The organism is Nocardioides sp. HB32 (assembly GCF_054058995.1).
In genome coordinates, this window is the sequence record NZ_JBSSBS010000001.1 from 3,042,473 (window position 1) to 3,064,582 (window position 22,110).

The following is a 22,110-nucleotide window of genomic DNA, read 5'->3' on the forward strand; positions in this document are numbered from 1 at the left end:
ATCCCCGGTTAACCGGGGATCCCGCGGACTCCCCTAGTGAGCGATGAAGACGTTCTTCTCCTCGGTGAACGCCATCGGGGCGTCCGGACCGAGCTCCCGGCCGAGACCGGACTGCTTGTAGCCACCGAACGGCGTCCAGTAGCGGACCGACGAGTGCGAGTTCACGCTGAGGTTGCCGGCCTCGACGCCGCGGGCGACCCGGAGACCCTTGCCGAGGTCGTTGGTGAAGATCGACCCGGACAGGCCGTACTCGGTGTCGTTCGCCTTCGCGACCGCGTCGGCCTCGTCGTCGAACGGCATCACCGCCACCACCGGGCCGAACACCTCCTCGCGCCAGATCCGCGCGGCGGGGTCGTCCACGGCCACGACCGAGGGCGGCACCCAGAAGCCGTCGCCACCCGGGACGCTGCCGGCGAACGCGACCTCCGCCCCGTCGAGGTAGCCGGTGACGGTGGCCTTCTGCTGTGCCGAGATCAGCGGGCCCATCTCGGACGACTCGTCGCTCGGGTCCAGCACCCGCAGGCTCGCGAGCGCGGGCTGGAGCTTCGAGATGAACTCGTCGTACGCCGGTCGCTCGACCAGGATGCGCGAGCGGGCGCAGCAGTCCTGGCCGGCGTTGTCGAAGACGGCGTACGGCGCGCTGGCCGCGGCCGCTGCGATGTCGGCGTCCGCGAACACGATGTTCGCGCTCTTCCCGCCGAGCTCGAGCGTCACCCGCTTCACCTGCTCGGCGCAGCCGGCCATGATCCGCTTGCCCACCTCGGTGGAGCCGGTGAAGCACACCTTGCGCACCAGCTCGTGCGTCACGAACCGCTCCCCGACCACCGATCCCTTGCCGGGGATCACGGTGAGGACGTGCTCGGGCAGGCCGGCCTCGCGGGCGAGCTCGCCCAGCCGGATCGCCGTCAGTGGCGTCAGCTCGGCCGGCTTGAGGACGACGGTGTTGCCGGCCGCCAGGGCCGGCGCGAACCCCCAGCCGGCGATCGGCATCGGGAAGTTCCAGGGCACGATGATCCCGACCACGCCGAGCGGCTCGTGGAACGTCACGTCCACGCCGCCGGCGACCGGGATCTGGCGCCCGAAGAGCCGCTCGGGAGCACCGGAGTAGTAGTTCAGGCAGTCGCGGACGTTGCCCGCCTCCCAGCGCGCGTTGCCCCAGGTGTGGCCGGCGTTGCGCACCTCGAGCTCGGCGAGCTCCTCGACGTGCGCGTCCACGACCGCGGCGAAGCGGCGCAGCAGGGTGGCGCGCTCGCCGGGCGGCATCGCCCGCCACGCGGGGAACGCCGCGTGCGCGGCCTCGATGGCAGCATCCGTCTCGGCGACGGAGGCCAGGTGGACGTCGGTCACCGGCGACGCGGTCGCCGGGTTGATGACCGTGTAGGTCTCAGCAGTCACTTACAGCCTCTCGAACCCTCGGTGCAGCTCCCAGTCGGTGACGGCCGCGTCGTACGCCGCGAGCTCGACGGCGGCCATGTTCGCGTAGTGCTCCACGACCTCGTCGCCCAGGGCCATTCGCGCGGCCTTCGACGCGACGAACGCCTCCCGTGCGGCCCCCATCGTGTGCGGCACCCTGGGCTTGGCGGAGTGATAGGCGTTCCCGACCAGCTCCGGCTCCAGGGGCAGCTCGTTCTCGATCCCGTGCAGGCCGCCGGCGAGCATCGCGGCGAGCGCGAGGTAGGGGTTGACGTCGGCGCCGGGGATCCGGTTCTCCATCCGGGCGCCGGCGCCGTGGCCGACGAGCCGCAGCGCGCAGGTGCGGTTGTCGAGGCCCCACGCGATCGTGGTCGGGGCGAACGAACCGTCCGCGAAGCGCTTGTAGGAGTTGATGTTCGGCGCGTAGAGCAGCGTGAAGTCGGCCGCGGTCGCCAGCACCCCGGCCACGAAGTGGTCGTACAGGGGCGTCCGCGCGCCGTCCTTCCAGAACACCAGGTCGCCGTCCTCGCCGCGCAGCGACAGGTGGATGTGGCAGGAGCTGCCCTCGCGCTGGTTGTACTTCGCCATGAACGTGAGCGACTTGCCCTGCTGGGCGGCGATCTCCTTGGCGACGGTCTTGTAGACCGCGTGGTTGTCGGCGGTGGTGAGCGCGTCGGCGTACAGGAAGCCGATCTCGTGCTGGCCGAAGTTGCACTCGCCCTTGGCGCCCTCGACGTCGAGACCCGCGTCGTACATGGTGTTCCGGATCGCCCGCAGCAGCGGCTCGACCCGGGAGGTGCCGAGGATCGAGTAGTCCACGTTGTACTGGTTGACCGGGGTGAGGTCGCGGTAGTGCCGGAGGCCCGCCTCCTCGTACGACGTGTCGAACGCGATGAACTCCAGCTCGGTCCCGGCGAGCGCCTGCCAGCCGTTCTCGGCGCACCGGTCGAGCTGCCGCTGGAGGATCGCGCGCGGCGACTGGACCACGGGGGAGTGCTGCCCGGACTCGTCGGGCGGCCAGACCAGGTCGCACTGCACCATCGCCGTCGCCGGCAGGTGGGTGAGCACCCGGATCGTGCGCTCGTCGAGCACGAACTCCATGTCGCCGTAGCCCTTCTCCCACGAGGAGATCGCGTAGCCGTCGACGGTGTTCATCTCGACGTCGACCGCGAGGAGGTAGTTGCAGCCCTCGGTCCCGTGCGGGACGACGACGTCGGCGAAGTACCGGCCGTGCAGGCGCTTGCCCTGCAGCCGGCCCTGCATGTCGGTGAACGCGACGACGACCGTGTCGATCCTGCCGGTGCCGATCCGGTCGAGCAGCTGCTCGATGGTCAGGTGGCGGTTGTTGCGGAGTTCGGTCACACCAGCTCCTGGTCGGGGTCTATCCGAGGAGGCCGCGCAGCAGCGCGGCCGTGTCGTCGCAGTGTTCTTCCATCACGCGGCGGGCCCGGTCGGCGTCGCCGGCCAGGATCGCCTTCACCAGCGCCGCGTGCTGGCGGTCCGAGTGGGCGATGTTGGTGCCGAGCACCGGGATCGCCAGCAGCATCTCGTGCAGCGTCGCCTGCACCGACGTCACCGCCTCGATCGTGCGCGGCGAGTCCGCGAGCGAGGCGACGGTCAGGTGGAACCGGGAGTCGGCCTGCCGGTGCGCGGCCGGCCTGCGAGCGGCATCCACGTCCGCGAGCGCTCGCTCCAGCTGCTCGCGGCGTACGCCGGCGGGCTGGATCCGCGCCGCGAGGTACGCCGCTCCGGGCTCGACCACGCGGCGGAACTCGAGGGCGTCGAGCCAGTCCCGGCGCCGCTCGGGGGAGATCCGCGCCGCGGCTCTCGCAGACGGTGTCCGGGGCTTGAGGGTGACGACGGTGCCGCCGCCGCGGCCACGTGTGGTCTCGACCAGTCCGGCCTCCCGCAGCGCGGCCATCGCCTCGCGCAGCGTGGCCCGGGAGACCTGCAGGATCGCGGCCAGCTCGCGCTCGGGCGGCAGGGCGGTGCCGAGCGGGTAGACCCCCAGTCGGATCGCCGTGGCGAGCTGCTCCACGCACGCCTCGAAGGCGTGGTGCCCGCGCACGGGGCGCAGCACCGCCTCGGGGAGGTGCTCGGCGGGAGCGGTCACGGGGGTCATCCTTCGGATCGTGCGGAGCACGTGTCAATGGTCTGAGTTCATACCATTTTTATCAGGATGTCTTTACACCCGAATCGGGCGGGGTCTAGCGTCCGGTTCACATTCGCACGATCGCCCCGGAAGGTGTGTCGCATGCCCGAAGCGCACGAGCCCGTCGAGGCTCCCCATCCTCACCTCAACGCCGATGAGCAGCACCTGGCCAAGCTCGGCTACAAGCAGGAGCTCTCCCGGACCTGGTCCGGCTTCTCGAACTTCGCGATCTCGTTCTCGATCATCTCGATCCTCGCCGGCTGTCTGACGACGTACGGCGCGGGCATCGCGAACGGTGGACCGATCTCGATCTCCTGGTCCTGGCCGATCATCTCGGTCTTCATCCTGATCATCGGCTTCACGATGTCGGAGCTCGTCTCCTCGATGCCGACGTCCGGCGGCATCTACTACTGGGCCTCCAAGCTCGGTGGGGCGCGAGCGGGCTTCTTCACCGGCTGGCTGAACCTCATCGGGCTCGTCGCGGTCACCGCCTCGGTCGCCTACGGGTGCGCCACGTTCTTCGAGCTGACCTTCCTCGAGTGGGGCTGGTACGACACGTTCTCCCTGAACCGGATCTTCGTGTTCTTCGTCGTGATCCTCGCCCTCATCACGCTGATCAACATCTTCTCCAGCCACCTGCTCGCGCTGCTCAACAACATCTCGGTGTGGTGGCACGTCGTCGGTGCGGCGGTCCTGATCGGCGTCCTGCTGGTCGTCCCGGACCAGCACCTGAGCGTGTCCCAGGTCTTCACCGACAAGTTCAACGGCTCGGGCTGGGACGGCGGGTCGACCGGCTCGCTGGCCTTCTTCTTCGTGATCATTCCGTTCGGCTTCATCCTGACGCAGTACACGATCACCGGCTTCGATGCCTCGGTCCACCTGTCCGAGGAGACGCAGGGCGCGGCGAAGGCCGCGGCCCAGGGGCTGTGGCGGTCGATCTTCTACTCGGCGATCGGCGGCTACCTGCTGTTGCTCGCGGTCACCTTCGCGATCCCGCAGGTCGACGGGAAGCCCGACTACGCCAGCATCCCGGCCGGTGGGGTCGCCTACGTCTTCGACGCGTCCCTCGGGGCCAATTGGGCCGGGACGCTGCTGTTCATCTCCGCCTCCGCCCAGCTCTTCTGCGCCACGGCCTGCCTCACGTCGACCTCGCGGATGATGTTCGCCTTCAGCCGGGACCGCGCCGTGCCCGGCTCGCGACTGTGGTCCAAGGTCAACGCGCGCAGGACGCCGGTCAACGCTGTCGTCTGCGCGGCCGTGATCGGAGGCATCATCACGCTGCCGGCGCTGAAGTCCGTGAACGGCATCCCGACCGCGTTCTACGCCGTCGTCTCGGTGTCGGTCATCGGCCTGTACTTCTCGTTCGCGATCCCGATCTTCCTGCGGTGGCGCCACGGCGACAAGTTCCAGGTCGGCGGCTGGAACAACGGCAGCAAGTACAAGTGGATGAACCCCGTGGCGGTCGTCGAGATCCTGGTCGTCGGCATCATGCTGATGCTGCCCACCGTCCCAGCCGGCGCGCCGTGGCGCGACGAGTTCGACTGGGCCAGCGTCAACTATGCGCCGATCATGACCGTCGGCGTCCTGCTCCTGCTGGCGATCTGGTGGTCGGTGTCGGCGAAGAACTGGTTCACCGGCCCGGTCCAGACGATCGACCAGGCCGTGGTCGACGCCTTCGACGACTGACCGACGACCAACCACGTGGGGGTACCACCGCTGGACCGCCTCGCCTGCCTGGCGGGGCGGTCCTGGCGGGTCTCGGACCTCCCGGGCGGGCTGACCAACCGCAACCTCCACGTCACCACCGACGACGGGGAGCTGGACCTGGTCGTCCGGTGGTCGCAGGGCGACGCCTCGCTCCTCGGCATCGACCGGGACGCCGAGGCGGACAACACCGCGGCCGCGGCGGCCGCGGGCGTGGGGGCGGAGGTGGTCGAGTACCGGCCGGACCTGTCCATGCTCGTGATCACCTACCTGCAGGGCGACGCACTCAGCGACCCGTCGTTCTCGGAGCCGCCGGTCCTCGCGCGCGCGGCGGACGCGTGCCGGCGGCTGCACGCCGGTCCGCGGTTCACCGGTGACTTCGACATGTTCGCCCGGCAGGCGGCGTACCTGCGCACGGTCCGCGAGAACGGCTACTGGCTGCCCGAGGGGTACGACGACCACGCGGCCGCGTGGGAGGACGTGCGCCGGGCGCTCGCCGTCGCGCCGCGGCCGACGGTGCCGTGCAACAACGACCTGCTGGCCGCGAACTTCATCGACGACGGCCGGCAGGTGTGGCTGATCGACTACGAGTACTCCGGCAACAACGACCCGTGCTTCGAGCTCGGCAACACCGCGACCGAGTGCGGCTTCACCCCCGAGCAGGTCGAGGCGTACGTCGCGCACTACTTCGGAGCGCCGACGCGCGCCGACCTCGCGCGGGTGCTGCTGCAGATGCTGTGCAGCGAGTACGGCTGGTCTCTGTGGGGATTCATCCAGTCCGCCGCGAGCCCGATCGCGTACGACTTCCGCGGCTGGGGGACGGACCGCTACGAGAAGGCGGTCGAGACGTTCCGAGGCCCGGCGTTCCCCCGGCTGCTGGAGGATGTCGCCCGTGGTTGACCTACCGTCGCGTGCCCGCGTCGTGGTGGTGGGTGGCGGTGTCATCGGCACCTCGGTCGCCTACCACCTCACCAGGCTCGGCTGGACCGACGTGCTGCTGCTCGAGCAGGGCACGCTGTCGTGCGGGACAACCTGGCACGCAGCCGGGCTGGTCGGCCCGCTTCGGGCCTCGGAGAGCGGCACCCGGCTGGTGCAGTACTCCGCGGAGCTGTACGCCTCGCTCGAGGCGGAGACCGGGCTGGCGACCGGCTACCGCAACGTCGGCGGGCTCGTCGTCGCGCGCACCGAGGACCGGATGGTGCAGCTGCGGCGTACGGCCGCCAACGCGGTCGCGTACGACATGCCCTGCGAGCTCGTCTCACCCGAGCGTGCCCAGGAGCTGTGGCCGCCGATGCGCGTGGACGACCTGCTCGGCGGCATCTGGCTGCCCGGGGACGGGAAGGTGAACCCCGCCGACCTCACCCAGTCGCTGGCGCGCGGCGCGCGGCGCGGCGGTGCACGGGTCGTCGAGCGGGTGCGCGTCATGGGCTTCCCGGTCGCCGACGGCCGCGTGACGGGCGTGCGCACCGACGCGGGCGACGTCGAGGCCGAGGTGGTCGTGAACTGCGCCGGCCAGTGGGCGAAGGCGCTCGGCGATCTGGCCGGCGTGACGGTGCCTCTGCACTCGGCCGAGCACTTCTACGTCGTGACCGAGGCGGTGCCAGGTGTGCACCCGGACCTGCCGATCATGCGCGACCCCGACGGCTGGACGTACTTCAAGGAGGAGACCGGAGGGCTCGTGGTGGGTGGCTTCGAGCCCGAGGCGAAGCCGTGGCGGTCACCCGACGACCTGCCGTACCCGTTCGAGTTCCAGCTCCTCGAGGAGGACTGGGACCACTTCTCGGTCCTCATGGACGAGGCCGTGCTGCGGGTCCCGGCCCTGGAGGAGACCGGGGTCCGGAAGTTCTACAACGGGCCGGAGTCGTTCACCCCGGACAACCAGTTCCTCCTGGGCGAGGCCCCGTCACCCCGGGGGTACTTCGTCGGCGCCGGCTTCAACTCGGTCGGCATCGCCTCCGCCGGCGGCGCCGGGCGCGCACTGGCCGAGTGGATCGTGGCCGGTGAGCCACAGGACGACCTGGTCGCGGTCGACGTACGCCGGTTCGCGCCGTTCCACGGCGACAACGGCTGGCTGCGCTCGCGGGTCTCGGAGGTGCTCGGGCTGCACTACGCGCTCCCGTGGCCGAACCGCGAGCTCGAGTCCGGTCGGCCCCAGCGCACCTCGCCCCTCCACTCCCGGCTGGGTCGCGCGGGCGCGCTCTTCGGCACCCGGATGGGCTGGGAGCGCCCCAACGTCTTCGGCCCGGTCCTCGAGTACTCGTGGGGCAAGCCGTCTTGGCTCCCGTGGTCGGCCGCCGAGCAGGCCGCCTGCCGCACCGACGTCGCGGTCTTCGACCAGACCTCCTTCTCGAAGTACGTCGTCTCGGGTCCGTCCGCGCTCGAGGGGCTGCAATGGGTGTGCGCGGCCGACGTCGACGTGCCCGTGGGGCAGTGCGTGTACACACCGTTCCTCAACGAGCGCGGGACGTACGAGGCGGACCTGACCGTCACCCGGACCGGCGCCTCGTCCTTCCTCCTCGTCTCCAGCTCGGCGACCACCATCCGCGACCTCGACTGGCTCGCGCGGCACGGCGTACCGGCTGACGATGTCACGGAGCGGTACGCCGTGCTCGGCGTCATGGGCCCACGGTCCCGCGCCCTGCTGTCGTCGCTGTCGGGCGACGACTGGTCGGAGGAGGGCTTCCCGTTCGCCACGTCGCGTGTCGTCCGGGTGGCCGGCGTCGACCTGCGCGCCACCCGGATGACGTACGTCGGCGAGCTGGGCTGGGAGCTCCTGGTGCCCGTCGGTGACGCCGGCGCCGTGTACGACGCCCTGGACGCGACCGACGCCGGCTACTACGCCATCGAGTCGCTCCGGCTCGAGAAGGGCTTCCGCGCCTTCGGCCGTGAGCTCACACCGGATTTCGGGCCGGTCGAGACGGGGCTGGTGTTCGCGACCGCGCTGTCGGGGTCGAAGGACTTCCTGGGCCGCGCGGCGTTGTCGGACCACCGTGATCGGCTGGCCGCGGCCGGCCCTCGCCGCCGGCTGGTGTCGTTCGTGGTCGGGTCACCCGAGCCGATGCTGTGGGGCGGTGAGCTGGTGCTGCGCGACGGCGTACCCGCCGGCCAGGTCACCAGCGCAGCCTGGGGCGCGACCGTCGGCTCCAGCGTCGGGCTCGCCTACCTGCGCCACGACGGTCCGGTCACCGGCGACTGGCTCGCCGGCGGTGGTTTCGAGGTCGACGTCGCGGGGGAGCGGTATCCCGTGCGCTGCTCTCTCCGCGCTCCGTTGGCATGACCGCCCTGGGGGGCTGTTGGGGTGGGGTCGCGCCAGCGCTGCTGTCGGTTCACCACGGTCTCCGGGGAAACCGACACGTGCCATGGTGTGCTCGCCGTGGGACGTGCAGGTCCGACCGGATCCCATGGTGAAGCCGTGGCGACGCCACGCGAGCGGCGGCACCGGTCGACGGGCCACCGCGTAGGCTCGCCTGCCGAGGACGACAGGGGTACGAGATGGTGGCGAGCCGATCAGCGCGCGAGCGGAAGGCTTCCGTGGAGGCCGGTCCGCTGGCGACGGTCAGGATCGACCTGGACGGCGACCGGCAGTTCGTCTACAAGATCACCTGCACGACGTGCCTCACCAGGACCAAGCGGCCCTGGTCGACGTATCGTGCCGGCGCGGACAACGGCTACCTGGCCGCGATGGACCGGTGGACGTTCCACCTGGTCGAGAAGCACCCGGGCGCCGAGGCGCCCTGCCTGGCCTTCCTGCCGGCCGCCCAGCAGCGCCTGCACGAGCGTCGCGAACAGGGATGATCCTCAGAGCGTCGTGATCAGGCCTCCGTCGATCGTGACGTCGCTGCCGGTGATGTTCGCGGCGCGGTCGCTCGCCAGGTAGACCACCAGGTCGGCGACCTCCTCGGGTCGCGTGAACCGCCCCGAGGGAGCCGCGGCCTCCTGCCGGCGTACGACGTCGGCGGGATCGCTCCCGCTCGCGCCTCCCACCGTCGCGGCGACGCCCGAGCTGCCCAGCCACAGGTCGGTCCGCACCGGGCCGGGACTGACCGTGTTGACCCGGATGCCGGGGCCGAGCTCCTTCGAGAGCGACTTGCAGACGTTGCTGAGCGCGCCCTTGGCCGCGCTGTAGTCGAGCACGCCCGGATCGGGAAGGAACGCGTTGACGGAGCTGACCGTCACGATGTTCGCCCCCGGCCGCCCGGTCATCCGCGGGATCGCCGCCCTCATGGTGCGGACGGCGGCGAGGAAGTTGATCGTCAGCGACCACTCCCATTCCTCGTCGGAGAGCGCGACGAAGCCGTCGAGTCGCGCCCGCACCGCCCCGACGTTGTTGACGAGGATGTCGACGGCGTCGCCCGCGGCCGCGACCAGCTCGGCCGGGCCGGTCGGCGTCGTGAGGTCGACCGCGACCGGACGTGCCCCGGCGACCGCGCTCAGCTCCTCGCTGCCGTGCAGCGCTCCTGCGACGACCGTGACTCCCTCTGCGGCCAGCGCGCGGGTGATCGCCAGCCCGATGCCCTTGCTCGCGCCAGTGACGACCGCGGTCCGGCCGGCCAGCCCGAGATCCATCGGTCAGAGTCCCTGCTTGCCGAGCCACGACAGGCAGGCGTCCGCGACGTCGCGCCAGCCGTGGTCGATGGTCAGCGAGTGGGCACGGTCCTCGAGCTCGAGGATGTCGGTGACCGCCTCGCTGTGCCGGTACTGCTTGAGCGTGGACCTGGTGACGGCCTCGGGCACGGTGTGGTCCTTGCCGCCCATGACGAGCAGGAGCGGACCCCGGCCGGAGTTCTCGGTGTTGACCTTGGCCGGCGAGTGCGGGTTGAAGTTCGCCGCGGCGGCCTCGAAGAGCGGCTTGCCGGGTGCCGGGATCGCCCACCTCTCGAAGAGCGCGTCCGACTCCTCCTCGGGGATCGCGTTGCCGAACGCGAACCGGAACTGCTCGGCGGTCAGCGAGACGGCGCGGTGCCTGTTGGCCGGGTTCTTGAACACCGGCAGCGTCGCCTTCAGGGCCGACAGCGGCAGCGGGAGGACGCCCTTGATCTGGGCGGCGTCGATCGCGATCGCCGCGGCCGCCAGGTCCTCGCCCAGGAGCCGCTGCGCGATCATGCCACCGAACGAATGTCCGACCAGGATCGGCTTCACCGGCATCCCGACGATGATGTCGGCGTAGTGCGCGACCACGTCGTCGATGCCGTGGTCCGCGATCTCCTCGGGCCGCGAGCGCGCCTCCTCGACCGTCTCCGGGTCGCCTGGCCAGCCCGGCGCCGAGGCGTCGTACCCCGCCTTCGCGAAGAGCTCGACCCAGTCGTCCCAGGACCGGGCGTGCAGCCAGAGACCGTGGATGAACAGGACGGGGTGGTCAGCGGCCATGACGGATCCTTCGTCGCGGGGGAGGATGGAGGGTGTATACCGATCGTTCTACCTGCCTGCTGGCTAACGTAGGGCGGTCCGCCGGCCGTGGCAAGAGCGTCGGGGCCGACGGCGACAGACGAAGGAGTGGACGGGCGATGAAGGGTTCGGACCTGCCGGCTCGCGAACGCATCCTGCAGACCGCCGACCGGCTGTTCTACGACGAGGGCATCCACGCCGTCGGCATCCAGCGGATCGTCGCGGAGTCCCGGGTCACCCGGGTCACGCTCTACCGGCACTTCCCCTCCAAGGACGACCTGATCGCGGCGTACCTCGATCGCAGGGCCGCCGCTGATCGCGCGCAGGTCGCCAGCGTCGTCGAGCAGCATGCCGACGACCCGCGCGGGGCGCTCACCGAGCTGGCCGAGGTGCTCACCCGCGACGACTTCGGCGCCGTACGGCGCGGTTGCCCGTTCATCAACGCCTCGGCCGAGTTCACCGGCTCCCACACCTCACGTGTGCATGCGCGCGAGATCAGGGGCTGGGTCACCGGGCAGCTCGAGGAGCTCCTGCGGCGCCTGGACCACCGCGACCCGAGGTCCGCCGCCGAGCAGCTGATGATGGTGCGGACGGGGGCGGTCGTCTCGTGCGCGCTCGACGGCAACGACCGGCTCGCCGACGACTTCCTGCGTGCCTGGGACGGCCTGATCGACGGTGGGCTGCCCCAGCCTCGCTAGCCCGCCGCCGGCACGGCTGCCTCCACCGCGGTTGCCTCAGCCGATGTGGTAGCGATCGCCGTACACGTGCCAGGTGAGCGGCGGTCGCAGCCCGAAGTTCCGCTCGCGGAGGAACCGGCGCTGCTCGGTGTCGATCCGGGAGGTGTCCGAGTGCGCCTCCTCCTGCTCCATCACCCGCGTGCGGGCGTCGAGGAACGCGTTCAGGTACCGGCCTTCCGAGCCGCCCTCGGCAGGGGTGCGGGCGACCCGCAGCACAGCACGCCGGATCCCGCCGAAGCTCGACGCGTCGCTGCCCGGACCGTGCATCACCATCGCGTCGTAGTAGATGAACTGGCCCAAGGTGCGCAGCCCGTCGGCCCTGGCCCGGCGCACGGCCGGGTCGAAGTAGACACGGTCACGCTCGGCGTCCTGGGCGCGCCGGAACGCCGCGTCGTGCGCGGCGCGGTGCCACGCGCGGACGAACGGCTGGCCGAGGCCGCGGTGCGAGTCCGACCCGTTCACCCGGCGCAGTGCCGGGATGAAGCGCGCGAGCGGGTTGTCCGGCTGCGCCTTCGTGTACCTGCGGACGACGACCAGCAGGTCACCGGTGCCCGAGCAGAACCCGATGATCCCGCCGGTGTAGCCGCGGCCGTCCCCGATGTCCTCGAGGTAGGTGTACTGCCGCCGCCACCTCAGCGTGGAGTTCTCCGCGCTGGACACCAGCTCCATCGCGATCTCCTTGCGCCCCGGCCGGTCGAGGCCGGCCGGTGCGGAGTACGCCGGCTGCGCGACCAGCAGCAGGAGCAGGACCCCGAGGAGGACACGCCGCATGCCGTCGACCCTAGTCACAGGCCGGCCCGGCGCGGGTCCTGGTCTCGCGGCACGCTCCGTACCCGTGGAAGTGCGGGGTCACGTCGAGCGGCTCGTCGGTGCCCGGTCCACCCGTCGGCCGACACAACACCGCCGTACGACGAAACCGCCGTGAGGTTACGCGTGATCCCTTTCTGGTCTAGACCGATGTTCAGGACCCTCCAGGTCCGGCAACAACCCCGGCGCAGGGGGACTGCACGGCTGCCACGGGCGGCCCTGACCAGGGAGCTACCAATGATGAGCAAGTCTCGGATACACCATGGCATGGCGCTCGCTTCCGCGGCGACGCTGATGACGCTGTCGTGCGGTGCGCTCGCCGGCGCCGCGGCCGCTGACCCGAAGTCCGACCACACGGACCACGGGAAGCACCTCGGCCAGACCAAGGACCACCCGAAGGGTCCGCAGCACGAGCACGCGCAGCACCAGCACCACGGTCACGCCTACGGTCATGCCCACGCGCCGGGTCAGCAGGCCGACCACGGCCACGGGAACGGCAGCGGCGTTGGGAACGGGAACGGCAGCGGGGGATCGAACGGCATCGGCCAGCAGGAGGGGCACAACCCGCCCGGCAACAACGGCACGGTGAAGATCGCCGGCCCCGGCGACGCGGTCGGCCACCCGAGCAACAACCCGCACCCCGGTTGCACGTTCTACGTGGAGTGGTTCGGCTTCGACGAGGGCCAGGACGTCGTCTCGACGGTCGCCTTCGCCGCTCAGGCCCCGACCTCCGACGTGACGATCGGCGGCACCTCTCCGGACCAGGTCTTCGTCGGCGGCGACCCGGCCGGGGGCGGGACCGACCTCGACGGCCGGCAGCAGTACACGCTGAGCTTCAGTGGTGGCGAGCCGCACCCGAAGCAGGGCTACCACGTGAAGCTCACCGTGGCGACGCCGTACTCGCTCGGCAACGACACGAAGACCAAGGTCTTCTGGGTCGCCCCGTGCGAGGCGGACACCGCCGCGGGCCAGGGTGTCTCCGCGCACCACGCCGCCAACGGCGGCCGTCACCACGCGAACGGCGACCGCGGTGTCGAGGCCGCCACCGCGACGGCTCCGGACACCGAGACCGCGACGAGCCCCGGCACGTCCGCCGACACGGCGGCCGTCCCGACCTCGGTCGACGCGGGCCAGGACTCCTCGGCCCTGCCGGACTGGGCGCGTTCCCCGTGGCCGCTGGTGGCCGTCGCCGGCGGGCTGACGCTGGCCGGTGCCGGCCTCGTGCGCCGCAACGGGACCCGTGCCTGACCTTCGAACCACAGGCGCCGCGGCGGCCGGGCTGGTCCTGGCCGCCGCGGGCGCTTTCGTGTGGTGGTCGCAGCCCACCGGCGCCGTCTCCGCGGACCCCGCGTCGGATCCGCAGCCCGCCCCCCTCACGGGCACCACCGCGAGGCCCGAGGTGGCGAAGCGGGTGCCCGGCGCGCCCGACCGGGTGAAGATCCCGGCGCTGAAGGTGAGTGCGCCGGTGCTGCCCGTGCACGCCCCCGGCCGCACGCTGATCCCGCCCAGCGACCCCACGACGCTCGGGTGGTGGGCCGACGGCGCCGAGCCCGGTGGGAGGCGGGGCAGTGCGCTGATCGCCGGGCACACCGTGCACACCGGCGGCGGCGCCCTCGACGACCTCGAGGACCTGCGCCGCGGAGACGCGATCGTGGTCCGGACCGACCACGGGACGCTCCGGTATGCCGTGCAGAGCGTGCACATCTACCGCAAGGGGCGGATCGCCGACGACGCCCGCCGGCTCTTCAGCCAGTCCGTGCCCGGGCGGCTGGTGGTCCTCACCTGCGAGGACTGGAACGGCGAGGCCTACCTGAGCAACGTCGTCGTCACCGCGACGCCGCGCGGCTGAGCCGCGCCACCAGCAGGGCGGCACACAGCGCGCCCAGCGTGCCGAGCACCTCGTCGCCGAGCGTGTCCTCGTACGCCGTGTCGAGCTCGGTGCCGTGCCGGATGAACGTCCACCACTCACCGACCTCCCAGCCGATCGCCAGGATCGCGCCGAGCCCGCAGACCACGAGCACGACCGCCCAGCGCGGTCGGACGGCCCCGCACACCAGCAGCCCGAGCCCGGTCAGCAGCAGGAACCAGTTCGCGAAGTGGTTGGCGTCGTCCCACCAGACGACCGCGTCGTAGAGGTCGAGGCTGTTGCCGGTCACGTCGACCAGGAACGGCAGCATCACGAGTGTGAACGCGCCGTACGGCGGGGTGGGCCGCGGTTCGCGGCGCCGGTTGGCGAGCCACCAGCAGGCAGGTGCCACGAGCATCAGCAGGGGATAGGCGAGCAGCCGGGCGCCGAACGCCTTGTCGGCGAACCGCTCGATCCCGGGCCACCACTCGGCGACGGCGAGCTGGCCCACCGTGAGGGCGAGGACCAGGAGGGGGACCCAGGCGGGGCAGCGGCGCACGCGAGGATGGTGGCAGGAATACCCGGCGGGCCGTGGTCGTTCCGTAGATACTTCGGAATTCAACTACCACCAGAGGACAGTGAGCGGACATGCAGATCGGCATCTTCACCGTCGGTGACGTGACGCCGGACCCGACGACCGGTCGCACCCCGACCGAGCACGAGCGGATCAAGGCGACCGTCGAGATCGCGAAGAAGGCCGAGGAGGTCGGGCTCGACGTGTTCGCCACCGGCGAGCACCACAACCCGCCGTTCATCGCCTCGAACCCGACGGCGACGCTGGCCTACGTCGGCGCGAAGACCGAGAACATCATCCTGTCGACCGCGACCACGCTGATCACGACCACGGACCCGGTGCTGATCGCCGAGGATTACGCGAAGCTCCAGCACCTGACCGACGGCCGGGTCGACCTGATGATGGGGCGCGGCAACACCGGCCCGGTCTACCCGTGGTTCGGCAAGGACATCCGCCAGGGGCTCAACCTCGCGATCGAGAACTACGCGCTGCTGCGCCGGCTCTGGGACGAGGACGTCGTCAACTGGGAGGGCAAGTTCCGCACGCCGCTGCAGGGCTACACGTCGACGCCGCGGCCCCTGGACGGCGTCGCCCCGTTCGTGTGGCACGGCTCGATCCGCAGCCCCGAGATCGCCGAGCAGGCGGCGTACTACGGCGACGGCTTCTTCCACAACCACATCTTCTGGCCGGCCAGCCACACGAAGCAGATGGTGGAGCTGTACCGCCGTCGCTTCGAGCACTACGGCCACGGCCCCGCCGACACGGCGATCGTCGGGCTGGGTGGGCAGTTCTTCATGCGGAGGAACAGCCAGGACGCGGTGGACGAGTTCCGGCCGTACTTCGACAACGCCCCGGTCTACGGCCACGGCCCGTCGCTCGAGGACTTCACCGAGGCGACCCCGCTGACGGTCGGGTCGCCGCAGCAGGTGCTGGAGCGCACGCTGTCGTTCCGCGACTACGCCGGCCACTACCAGCGTCAGCTGTTCCTGGTCGACCACGCGGGCCTGCCGCTGAAGACCGTGCTGGAGCAGCTGGACCTGCTCGGCGAGATCCTGCCCGACATGCGCAAGGGCTTCGCCGAGGGCCGTCCCGCCCACATCCCCGACGCGCCCACCCACGCCTCGCTGGTCGAGGCCGCGGGCGGCGCGCACGACACGACCGTGCACGCGGTCGACGACGTGACAGGAGCATCCGTATGACCCGCATCGCCGTGATCAGCGCCGGCCTGAGCGTGCCGTCCTCGACCAGGCTGCTCGCCGACCGGCTGGCGGCCGCCACGGTGGCCGCCGCGCACGAGCCCGTGGAGGTAGACGTCATCGAGCTGCGCCCGCTTGCGCACCCGCTGGCCGACCACCTGCTCACCGGCTTCGCCACCGGAGAGCTGGCCGACGCGCTCGAGACGGTACGCCGGGCGGACGCGCTCATCGTGGTCACGCCGGTGTTCTCCGCGAGCTATTCCGGGCTCTTCAAGTCGTTCTTCGACGTGCTGGATCCCAGTGCTCTCGAGGGCACCCCGGTCCTGGTCGCCGCCACCGCGGGCACCGCCCGGCACTCGCTGGTGCTCGACCACGCCCTGCGGCCGCTGTTCAGCTACCTGCGGGCGACCGTGGTGCCGACCGGCGTCTTCGCCGCGAGCGAGGACTTCGGCGACCGCGGTCTCGACGAGCGCATCGACCGCGCGGCCGGCGAGCTGGTCGGGCTGCTGCACGGCTCGCCGCGCCGGCGCAGCCGCACCGTCGAGGACGAGTTCGCGGAGCCCACGCCGTTCGAGGACCTGCTCCGCGGGGCCTGAGGACCGGCTCACAGGTCGTAGACCCGCGCGGCGTTGTCGCGGCCGATCAGGTCGACCACCCGGATCGCGTCGTCGGTCGACCAGTCGCCGCGGCGCACCCACCCGCCGATCACCTCACCCATCGCCCGCCGCCACAGGACCGAGCCGAGGAAGTGCAGCTCGGGCAGCCCGTAGGCGTCTGAGGAGTAGAGCTGCTTGCCGAACGGCGCCAGGTCCATCGCCTCTGCGACCAGCTGGACCGACCGCGCGCCGAGGTGGTTGATCGCGAGGCCGACGTCGAAGAAGACGTGCTCGAAGGCCTGGGCCAGGTAGCCGGCCTGCCGGTGGTACGGGTAGCAGTGCAGCAATAGCACCGGGCTGCTGACCGTACGGATCAGTGGCGTCAGGTGGAGCGGGTTCGCCGCCGACAGGTCGAGGTCGCGGTCGCCGAAGCCGGTGTGCACCTGCAGCGGGAGCCCGAGAGCGGCCGCCTCGTGGGCGCCGAAGGCCACCAGCACCGGATCGACCACCCGAGTGCTCGCCGTACGGGCCCGGGCGGCGACGTCGGCGTCGTCGGGACGCGACCAGTCGATCTCGAGGCCGCACCGGTACGCCGCGATCGTCTTCGCGCCGACGGTGCCGGAGGCGACCGCGCGGCCGAGCCGCTCCCGGAACGCACCGACCACGTCGTCCTCGCCCAGCACCTGCTCCATCAGCAGCTCGAGGCGGATCACCTCGGACCGCGGCTCGGGATCGGTCACGAGCCCCGGCGTGAGCCCGGTGTCGACAACCCAGTGGTCGACGCCCGCGGCGGTGAGGAAGGTGCGCACGAGCTCGTCGTACGGCGTGGCGGAGCGTGCCTCCCAGTACTCGTCCGAGGTGGTCAGGGCGGGCAGGCCGAGCAGCGGCGCGCACCAGCGGCGTACCGCCACCCCGATGGGCAGGTCGAAGCCCGAGGAGACCGGCCCGGTCGCGCCCTCGTTCAGCGCCTCCTCGAAGGCCGCGCGGTCGCCGGGCTCGGTGAACCAGCCGTGCACGTGGTGGTCGACGAGCCCGACGGAGCCGAGATGCTCGACTAGCAGCTCCATGCCATCCGCAGGGTTTCGGCGGTCTCGGCGAGGGTGAGACCGGAGAACGTCCTGACCTCGTGCCGCCGGACGGCGAGCAGCCCGTCGACGACCGGACCGCCGAGCAGCTCGCGCGCCACCCCGGACCCGGCCAGCGCGTCCAGGGCCGCCCCCTGGTGTGGGGGAAGGAGGGCGAGGTCGAGTCCGGAACCGGACGGGTCGACCGACACCTCGTCGGGTGGCGTGAGGCCGCGCTCGACGCCGAGCCGGGCACTGCCGAGGAATGCGGCGATCGCGAGGTACGGGTTCGAGCTCGGGTCCACCACCTTGAGCTCGATGTTGGCGCCGTGTGCGGTGCCCGTACCTGCTTCGACGAGCCGGACCGCCGCCTCGCGGTTCTCGAGCCCCCAGCAGAGGGCGGCGCCCGCCCAGTTGCCGGGCACCAGCCGTCGCTCGGACAGTGCCGACCCGGCGTACACCGCGATCAGCTCCGGCAGCGTCGCGAGCACCCCCGCGATCGCGGCCGCGCCGGCGGGGGTCAGGCCGTGGGGCCCGTCCCCACCCGAGAACACCGGCCCGTCGGCGTTCGCGAGGGACAGGTGCAGGTGCGCACCGTTGCCGGCCTCGCCGGCGAACGGCAACGGCGAGAACGACACGCGCATGCCGTGCCGCTCCGCGGTGCGCCCGATCACCAGGCGAGCCAGGACGACGTCGTCGGCCGCCGCGAGCGGGTCGGTGGGGGAGAGCGACAGCTCGACCTGGTCGTGGCCGTACTCCATGTGCAGCTGCTCGAGGCCGAGCCCGGCGGCCTGGGCCGACCGGGCCAGGTCGACGAGGAACGGCGCCTGCTCCAGCGACGAGCGCAGCCCGTACGGCGCCCACCCCGCTGTCGTCGCGTGCGAGCCGTCCGGGGCGAGCAGCGTGCACTCGAGCTCGGCGCCGACCCGGGCCGTGAGCCCGGCCCCGGAGGCGGCCTCGACCGCGCGACGCAGCACGTGGCGGGCACACATCGCGGACGGCTCGCCGTTCTGGTGGTGCAGGTCCCCGGGCGCCCAGGCGATGCCGTCCGCGACGTCGCGCAGCTCGGCGGGGTCGATGTGGATCCGGAGGTCGCCGACCACGCCGAGGTCGTCGGTGAACGCGACGGACCCGTCGACGGTGAAGACGCTCCACGACGGCGACGCACCCATCCCGATCTCGCGGAACGCGTCCAGGCGGGCGGCCGGCACGTACTTCGCCCGGGCCACCCCGCCCATGTCGACGATCGAGCCGCCGACGAGGACGGGCTCGCTCACCGGTCGCTCTCGCAGTTGCGCGCGACCTCGACGCGGCACCGGTCGAAGCCGCCACGCCCGTCGCCGACGTCGTGACCACGCCCCCCGACCAGGGTGTCGGCCCACGGGCTGCCGATCAGGAGGTCCTGGCCGCCACCGCCGAAGGCGCCCCACGTCCGTTGGTCGCCCGCCACGCAGAGGTCCTCGCCGCCGGCCCAGGTCACCTTGTCCGGCCCGCGCTGGGCGGTGATGGTGCCGGTGCAGAGGTTCCACCGGATGTCGTTCGGGCCGCTGGTCCCGTCCACCAACGCGCCGTGGGCGCGGACGGTCGCGTCCTCGAAGCCGGTCAGCGAGCCGTCGCCGCCGGGGCCGGAGGAGAGGGTGCCGGCACCGAGGTCCATCCGCACGAAGCCGCCCGGGACGGCGACGACGGCCCGGTCCCGCCCGGGGCCGCCCTCCATGGTCGTGGGCACGCCGCCGGTCACGCAGACGACGTCGATGCCGGCGAGCGTGTCGACGGACGCGGCCCCGTTCGTCACCACCACGTCGCGGTCGGTGGTGCCTACGATCGCGGCGCCCGGCGTGCCCACGATGGTGGCGGGGTCGCCGTTGCAGCTCTCCTGCGCCTGCGCGGACTGCGGGAGGCCGACGAGCAGGCCCGCGGTGAGTGCGAGGGCGGCGACGGTCCGCATGAGAGTCCCGGGCGCCTAGTGCTGGTAGGTGCCGTGCAGGATCGCGCGGGCGGCGGTCTTGAACGCCAGGTTGAAGGAGACGACGGCGGGCGAGGCGTCGGAGTCGACCCCGAGGGAGTCCTCCTTCACCGCATGCACGACGTAGTAGTAGCGGTGCACCTGGTCACCCTCCGGCGGAGCAGCGCCCATGAACGCCTTCGAGCCGCCGTCGTTGCGGCACATGAACGCGTTGCCCGGCAGCTCGGCGCCCTCGGCGCCGGCGCCGGCGTCGAGCGAGGTGATGTCGGCGGGCAGGTCGACGAGGACCCAGTGCCAGAAGCCGCTCGGGGTCGGCGCGTCCGGGTCGAAGCAGGTGACCGTGTAGCTCCGGGTGTCCTCGGGCGCTCCTTCCCAGGAGAGCTGCGGTGACGTGTTGCCCGCTGCCGCGACCTGGTCGTCCTTGAGCGGCTGGCCGTCGGTGACGTCCGTACTGGTGACGGTGAAGGACGCGACGGCGGGGAGCAGGTCGTACGGGTTCGGGCTGACCGGACGGTCGAGGCTCATGGCACTCCTATCTCGGCGGACGCTTGGACCTCAACGTAGTCCGGAGGGTGAGCCTGCGCCACGGTCGAGCGGAGCGGGGCCACGATGATGGCGTCATGGACGACTTCCCGACGTACCCCTCCGGCCTGCGGCTGGGCGGACGGCGCGTCGTCGTCGTGGGCGGCGGGCACGTCGCGCAGCGCCGGGTCCCGCAGCTGATCGCGGTGGGCGCCGACGTGCACGTGGTCAGCCCCGACGTGACACCGGCGATCGAGGGCATGGTCGGCTCCGGTGAGGTGACGTGGCACCGGCGCGGCTTCCAGGACGCCGACCTCGACGAGGCGTGGTACGTCATCGCGGCCACCGACGACCGCACGGTCAACGAGCAGGTCTCCGCCTCGGCGGAGGTACGCCGGGTCTTCTGCGTCCGCTCCGACGACGCCACCCGGGCGTCGGCCTGGACGCCGGCGGTCGGTCGGCACGCCGGCGTGACGGTCGCGGTGCTCGGCCAGCGCGAGCCGCAGCGCTCCGCGGCGGTCCGCGACGAGATCCTCGAGGGCTTGCGCGAGGGCACGATCGTGGCCCGGCACCAGCGCGACCGGTCGCCGGGCGTGGTGCTGGTCGGCGGCGGGCCCGGAGACCCCGAGCTGATGACGGTCGCCGGTCGCAAGGCGCTCGTCGAGGCGGACGTCGTGGTCGCCGACCGGCTCGCGCCGCGCGAGCTGCTCGGCGAGCTGCCCGCGGACGTCGAGCTGATCGACGTGGCGAAGCTGCCGCGCGGCCGGTCCGCCCAGCAGGAGGAGATCAACCGCGTCATCGTCGCGCGGGCGCTCGAGGGCAAGCGGGTGGTGCGGTTCAAGGGCGGCGACAGCTTCGTCTTCGGCCGCGGCTTCGAGGAGGTCATCGCCTGCCGCGAGGCCGGGGTGCCGGTGACCGTGGTGCCCGGGCTGTCCAGCCCGATCGCCGTCCCCGGCGTGGCAGGCATCCCGGTGACCCACCGCGGCGTCGCCCACGAGTTCACGGTCGTCTCCGGTCACCTGCCGCCGGGACACCCCGAGTCCCAGGTCAACTGGACCGCCATCGGCTCGATGTCCGGCACCGTCGTGCTGATGATGGCGGTCGAGAACGCGCCCGCGATCGCCACCGCCCTCGTCGCCGGCGGCCGCTCGCCGGCCACGCCGGTGGCGGTGGTCTCCGAGGGCACGATGCCGGGGGAGCGGACCGTGCTCGCGACGCTCGGGACCCTCGCCGCGAGGCTCTCGGAGGAGGCGGTGCGCCCGCCGGCGATCATCGTGGTCGGCGAGGTCGTCGCCGTGGCCCATCCCGCACACTTTGCGTGATGGCCACCCTCGTCGAGATCACCGACCCTGCCGACCCCCGGCTCGCCGACTACCGCGACCTGCGCGACGTCGAGCTCCGCAAGCACCTCGAGGCGACCCACGGGCTGTTCCTCGCCGAGGGGGAGAAGGTGGTCCGTCGCGCGGTGGCCGCGGGCTTCACCCCACGCTCGTTCCTGATGGCGCCGCGCTGGCTCGAGGGGCTCTCGGACGAGCTCGCGCGCTCTGATGCGCCCTGCTACGTCGTCACCGAGGCACTCGCCGAGGAGGTCACGGGATTCCACGTCCACCGCGGCGCGCTGGCTTCGCTGGAGCGGCTGCCCCTGCCGTCGGTGTCGTCGGTGCTCTCCGGCGCGCGCTCGGTCCTGGTGCTCGAGGACATCGTCGACCACACCAATGTCGGCGCGATCTTCCGCTCCGGCGCCGCCCTCGGCTTCGACGCCGCGCTGCTGGCGCCCCGGTGCGCCGACCCGCTCTACCGCCGCTCCATCAAGGTCGGCATGGGCGCCGTGTTCACCACGCCCTGGACCCGCCTGCCGGACTGGTACGGCGCCCTGCCGGCGCTCACCGTCCTCGGGTTCACCACCATCGCGCTGACGCTCGCCCCGGACGCCGTACCCATCGAGCAGGCCGTGGCCGGCCTGGACCGCGTGGCGCTCGTGCTCGGCTCCGAGGGGCACGGCCTGTCGGAGCGCTGGGAGCAGACCGCCGACCGCCGCGCCATCATCCCGATGGCCGAGGGCATCGACTCGCTCAACGTCGCCGCCGCCACCGCCGTCGCCTGCTACGTCACCGCGCGCCGCTGAGCCGAGTCGGCGCAGTCTCAGCT

At 71.9% G+C, this 22,110-nt stretch carries 22 protein-coding genes; 11 read left to right on the top strand and 11 right to left on the bottom strand.

All coding sequences use genetic code 11. From position 1 onward, the window contains the following. Window positions 1-33: 33 nt before the first annotated feature. From ACVW2K_RS15390 to ACVW2K_RS15400, 3 genes are read right to left on the bottom strand one after another with little or no spacing between them, the layout of a single operon-like run. Window positions 34-1,395 (bottom strand): aldehyde dehydrogenase family protein, encoded by a 1,362-nt coding sequence (locus tag ACVW2K_RS15390; protein ID WP_457203114.1) that lies wholly within the window; start codon window positions 1,393-1,395, stop codon window positions 34-36. After that, the gene (locus ACVW2K_RS15395; RefSeq protein ID WP_457203115.1) at window positions 1,396-2,775 is read right to left on the bottom strand and encodes a glutamine synthetase family protein; all 1,380 of its coding nucleotides are present in this window, start codon (window positions 2,773-2,775) and stop codon (window positions 1,396-1,398) included. 19 nt (window positions 2,776-2,794) lie between these two features. Next, window positions 2,795-3,535 carry a FadR/GntR family transcriptional regulator gene (locus ACVW2K_RS15400; protein ID WP_457203116.1) on the bottom strand — a complete coding sequence of 247 codons (741 nt, stop codon included), beginning with the start codon at window positions 3,533-3,535 and terminating at the stop codon, window positions 2,795-2,797. A 132-nt stretch (window positions 3,536-3,667) separates the two neighbouring features. On the opposite strand from ACVW2K_RS15400, the gene ACVW2K_RS15405 reads away from it, so the two are divergent. The 4 genes from ACVW2K_RS15405 to ACVW2K_RS15420 all read left to right on the top strand — a co-directional run bounded on the left by ACVW2K_RS15405 (window position 3,668) and on the right by ACVW2K_RS15420 (window position 9,064). Then, window positions 3,668-5,251: an amino acid permease gene (locus ACVW2K_RS15405; RefSeq protein ID WP_457203117.1), complete on the top strand. Its 1,584-nt coding sequence runs from the start codon at window positions 3,668-3,670 to the stop codon at window positions 5,249-5,251. A gap of 15 nt (window positions 5,252-5,266) precedes the next feature. Next, window positions 5,267-6,169, top strand: coding sequence for a phosphotransferase (locus ACVW2K_RS15410; RefSeq protein ID WP_457203118.1), 903 nt, complete (start codon window positions 5,267-5,269; stop codon window positions 6,167-6,169). Next, on the top strand, window positions 6,162-8,546 hold the full coding sequence (locus ACVW2K_RS15415) for a GcvT family protein (RefSeq protein ID WP_457203119.1): 2,385 nt from the start codon (window positions 6,162-6,164) through the stop codon (window positions 8,544-8,546). Before ACVW2K_RS15410 ends, ACVW2K_RS15415 begins: the two co-directional genes overlap by 8 nt. Window positions 8,547-8,800: 254 nt before the next feature. Beyond that, a complete protein-coding gene (locus tag ACVW2K_RS15420; protein WP_028638344.1) occupies window positions 8,801-9,064 on the top strand; it encodes a hypothetical protein in 264 nt (87 codons plus the stop codon). 3 nt (window positions 9,065-9,067) lie between these two features. On the opposite strand, the gene ACVW2K_RS15425 is transcribed toward ACVW2K_RS15420, so the two are convergent. Beyond that, entirely contained in the window at window positions 9,068-9,835 is a 768-nt protein-coding gene (locus ACVW2K_RS15425; protein WP_028638343.1) for an SDR family NAD(P)-dependent oxidoreductase, read from the bottom strand. A gap of 3 nt (window positions 9,836-9,838) precedes the next feature. Then, the gene (locus ACVW2K_RS15430) at window positions 9,839-10,636 is read right to left on the bottom strand and encodes an alpha/beta hydrolase (protein WP_457203120.1); all 798 of its coding nucleotides are present in this window, start codon (window positions 10,634-10,636) and stop codon (window positions 9,839-9,841) included. 137 nt (window positions 10,637-10,773) lie between these two features. On the opposite strand from ACVW2K_RS15430, the gene ACVW2K_RS15435 reads away from it, so the two are divergent. Next, window positions 10,774-11,352: a TetR/AcrR family transcriptional regulator gene (locus ACVW2K_RS15435; protein WP_457203121.1), complete on the top strand. Its 579-nt coding sequence runs from the start codon at window positions 10,774-10,776 to the stop codon at window positions 11,350-11,352. 36 nt (window positions 11,353-11,388) lie between these two features. On the opposite strand, the gene ACVW2K_RS15440 is transcribed toward ACVW2K_RS15435, so the two are convergent. After that, window positions 11,389-12,162: a chitosanase gene (locus ACVW2K_RS15440; protein WP_457203122.1), complete on the bottom strand. Its 774-nt coding sequence runs from the start codon at window positions 12,160-12,162 to the stop codon at window positions 11,389-11,391. A 303-nt stretch (window positions 12,163-12,465) separates the two neighbouring features. Here ACVW2K_RS15440 and ACVW2K_RS15445 point away from each other — a divergent pair, with 303 nt between their 5' ends. After that, the gene (locus ACVW2K_RS15445; RefSeq protein WP_457203123.1) at window positions 12,466-13,446 is read left to right on the top strand and encodes a hypothetical protein; all 981 of its coding nucleotides are present in this window, start codon (window positions 12,466-12,468) and stop codon (window positions 13,444-13,446) included. After that, a complete protein-coding gene (locus ACVW2K_RS15450) occupies window positions 13,439-14,047 on the top strand; it encodes a class F sortase (protein ID WP_457203124.1) in 609 nt (202 codons plus the stop codon). Before ACVW2K_RS15445 ends, ACVW2K_RS15450 begins: the two co-directional genes overlap by 8 nt. On the opposite strand, the gene ACVW2K_RS15455 is transcribed toward ACVW2K_RS15450, so the two are convergent. Then, the gene (locus ACVW2K_RS15455; RefSeq protein WP_028638337.1) at window positions 14,025-14,603 is read right to left on the bottom strand and encodes a hypothetical protein; all 579 of its coding nucleotides are present in this window, start codon (window positions 14,601-14,603) and stop codon (window positions 14,025-14,027) included. The two genes, ACVW2K_RS15450 and ACVW2K_RS15455, sit on opposite strands and share 23 nt — an antisense overlap. 89 nt (window positions 14,604-14,692) lie before the next feature. Here ACVW2K_RS15455 and ACVW2K_RS15460 point away from each other — a divergent pair, with 89 nt between their 5' ends. Beyond that, window positions 14,693-15,817: an LLM class flavin-dependent oxidoreductase gene (locus tag ACVW2K_RS15460; RefSeq protein ID WP_457203125.1), complete on the top strand. Its 1,125-nt coding sequence runs from the start codon at window positions 14,693-14,695 to the stop codon at window positions 15,815-15,817. After that, window positions 15,814-16,410 (top strand): FMN reductase, encoded by a 597-nt coding sequence (locus ACVW2K_RS15465; RefSeq protein ID WP_028638335.1) that lies wholly within the window; start codon window positions 15,814-15,816, stop codon window positions 16,408-16,410. The genes ACVW2K_RS15460 and ACVW2K_RS15465 overlap by 4 nt, the downstream gene beginning before the upstream one ends. Window positions 16,411-16,418: 8 nt before the next feature. Here the strand turns inward: ACVW2K_RS15465 and ACVW2K_RS15470 are convergent, their stop codons facing one another. The 4 genes from ACVW2K_RS15470 to ACVW2K_RS15485 are packed head-to-tail and all read right to left on the bottom strand — an operon-like array spanning window position 16,419 to window position 19,965. Next, a complete protein-coding gene (locus tag ACVW2K_RS15470) occupies window positions 16,419-17,477 on the bottom strand; it encodes an amidohydrolase family protein (RefSeq protein ID WP_028638334.1) in 1,059 nt (352 codons plus the stop codon). Continuing rightward, a complete protein-coding gene (locus tag ACVW2K_RS15475; protein WP_197025368.1) occupies window positions 17,465-18,751 on the bottom strand; it encodes a glutamine synthetase family protein in 1,287 nt (428 codons plus the stop codon). Before ACVW2K_RS15475 ends, ACVW2K_RS15470 begins: the two co-directional genes overlap by 13 nt. Beyond that, window positions 18,748-19,422 carry a hypothetical protein gene (locus tag ACVW2K_RS15480; RefSeq protein ID WP_457203126.1) on the bottom strand — a complete coding sequence of 225 codons (675 nt, stop codon included), beginning with the start codon at window positions 19,420-19,422 and terminating at the stop codon, window positions 18,748-18,750. Before ACVW2K_RS15480 ends, ACVW2K_RS15475 begins: the two co-directional genes overlap by 4 nt. 15 nt (window positions 19,423-19,437) lie before the next feature. Continuing rightward, window positions 19,438-19,965, bottom strand: coding sequence for a YbhB/YbcL family Raf kinase inhibitor-like protein (locus ACVW2K_RS15485; protein ID WP_457203127.1), 528 nt, complete (start codon window positions 19,963-19,965; stop codon window positions 19,438-19,440). A 95-nt stretch (window positions 19,966-20,060) separates the two neighbouring features. Between ACVW2K_RS15485 and cobA the strand changes: the two genes are divergently transcribed. Together cobA and ACVW2K_RS15495 are read left to right on the top strand one after the other, a co-directional pair. Continuing rightward, window positions 20,061-21,284, top strand: coding sequence for a uroporphyrinogen-III C-methyltransferase (cobA, locus tag ACVW2K_RS15490; protein WP_457203128.1), 1,224 nt, complete (start codon window positions 20,061-20,063; stop codon window positions 21,282-21,284). Then, window positions 21,284-22,087 carry a TrmH family RNA methyltransferase gene (locus ACVW2K_RS15495; protein WP_457203129.1) on the top strand — a complete coding sequence of 268 codons (804 nt, stop codon included), beginning with the start codon at window positions 21,284-21,286 and terminating at the stop codon, window positions 22,085-22,087. The genes cobA and ACVW2K_RS15495 overlap by 1 nt, the downstream gene beginning before the upstream one ends. Window positions 22,088-22,110: the final 23 nt, after the last annotated feature.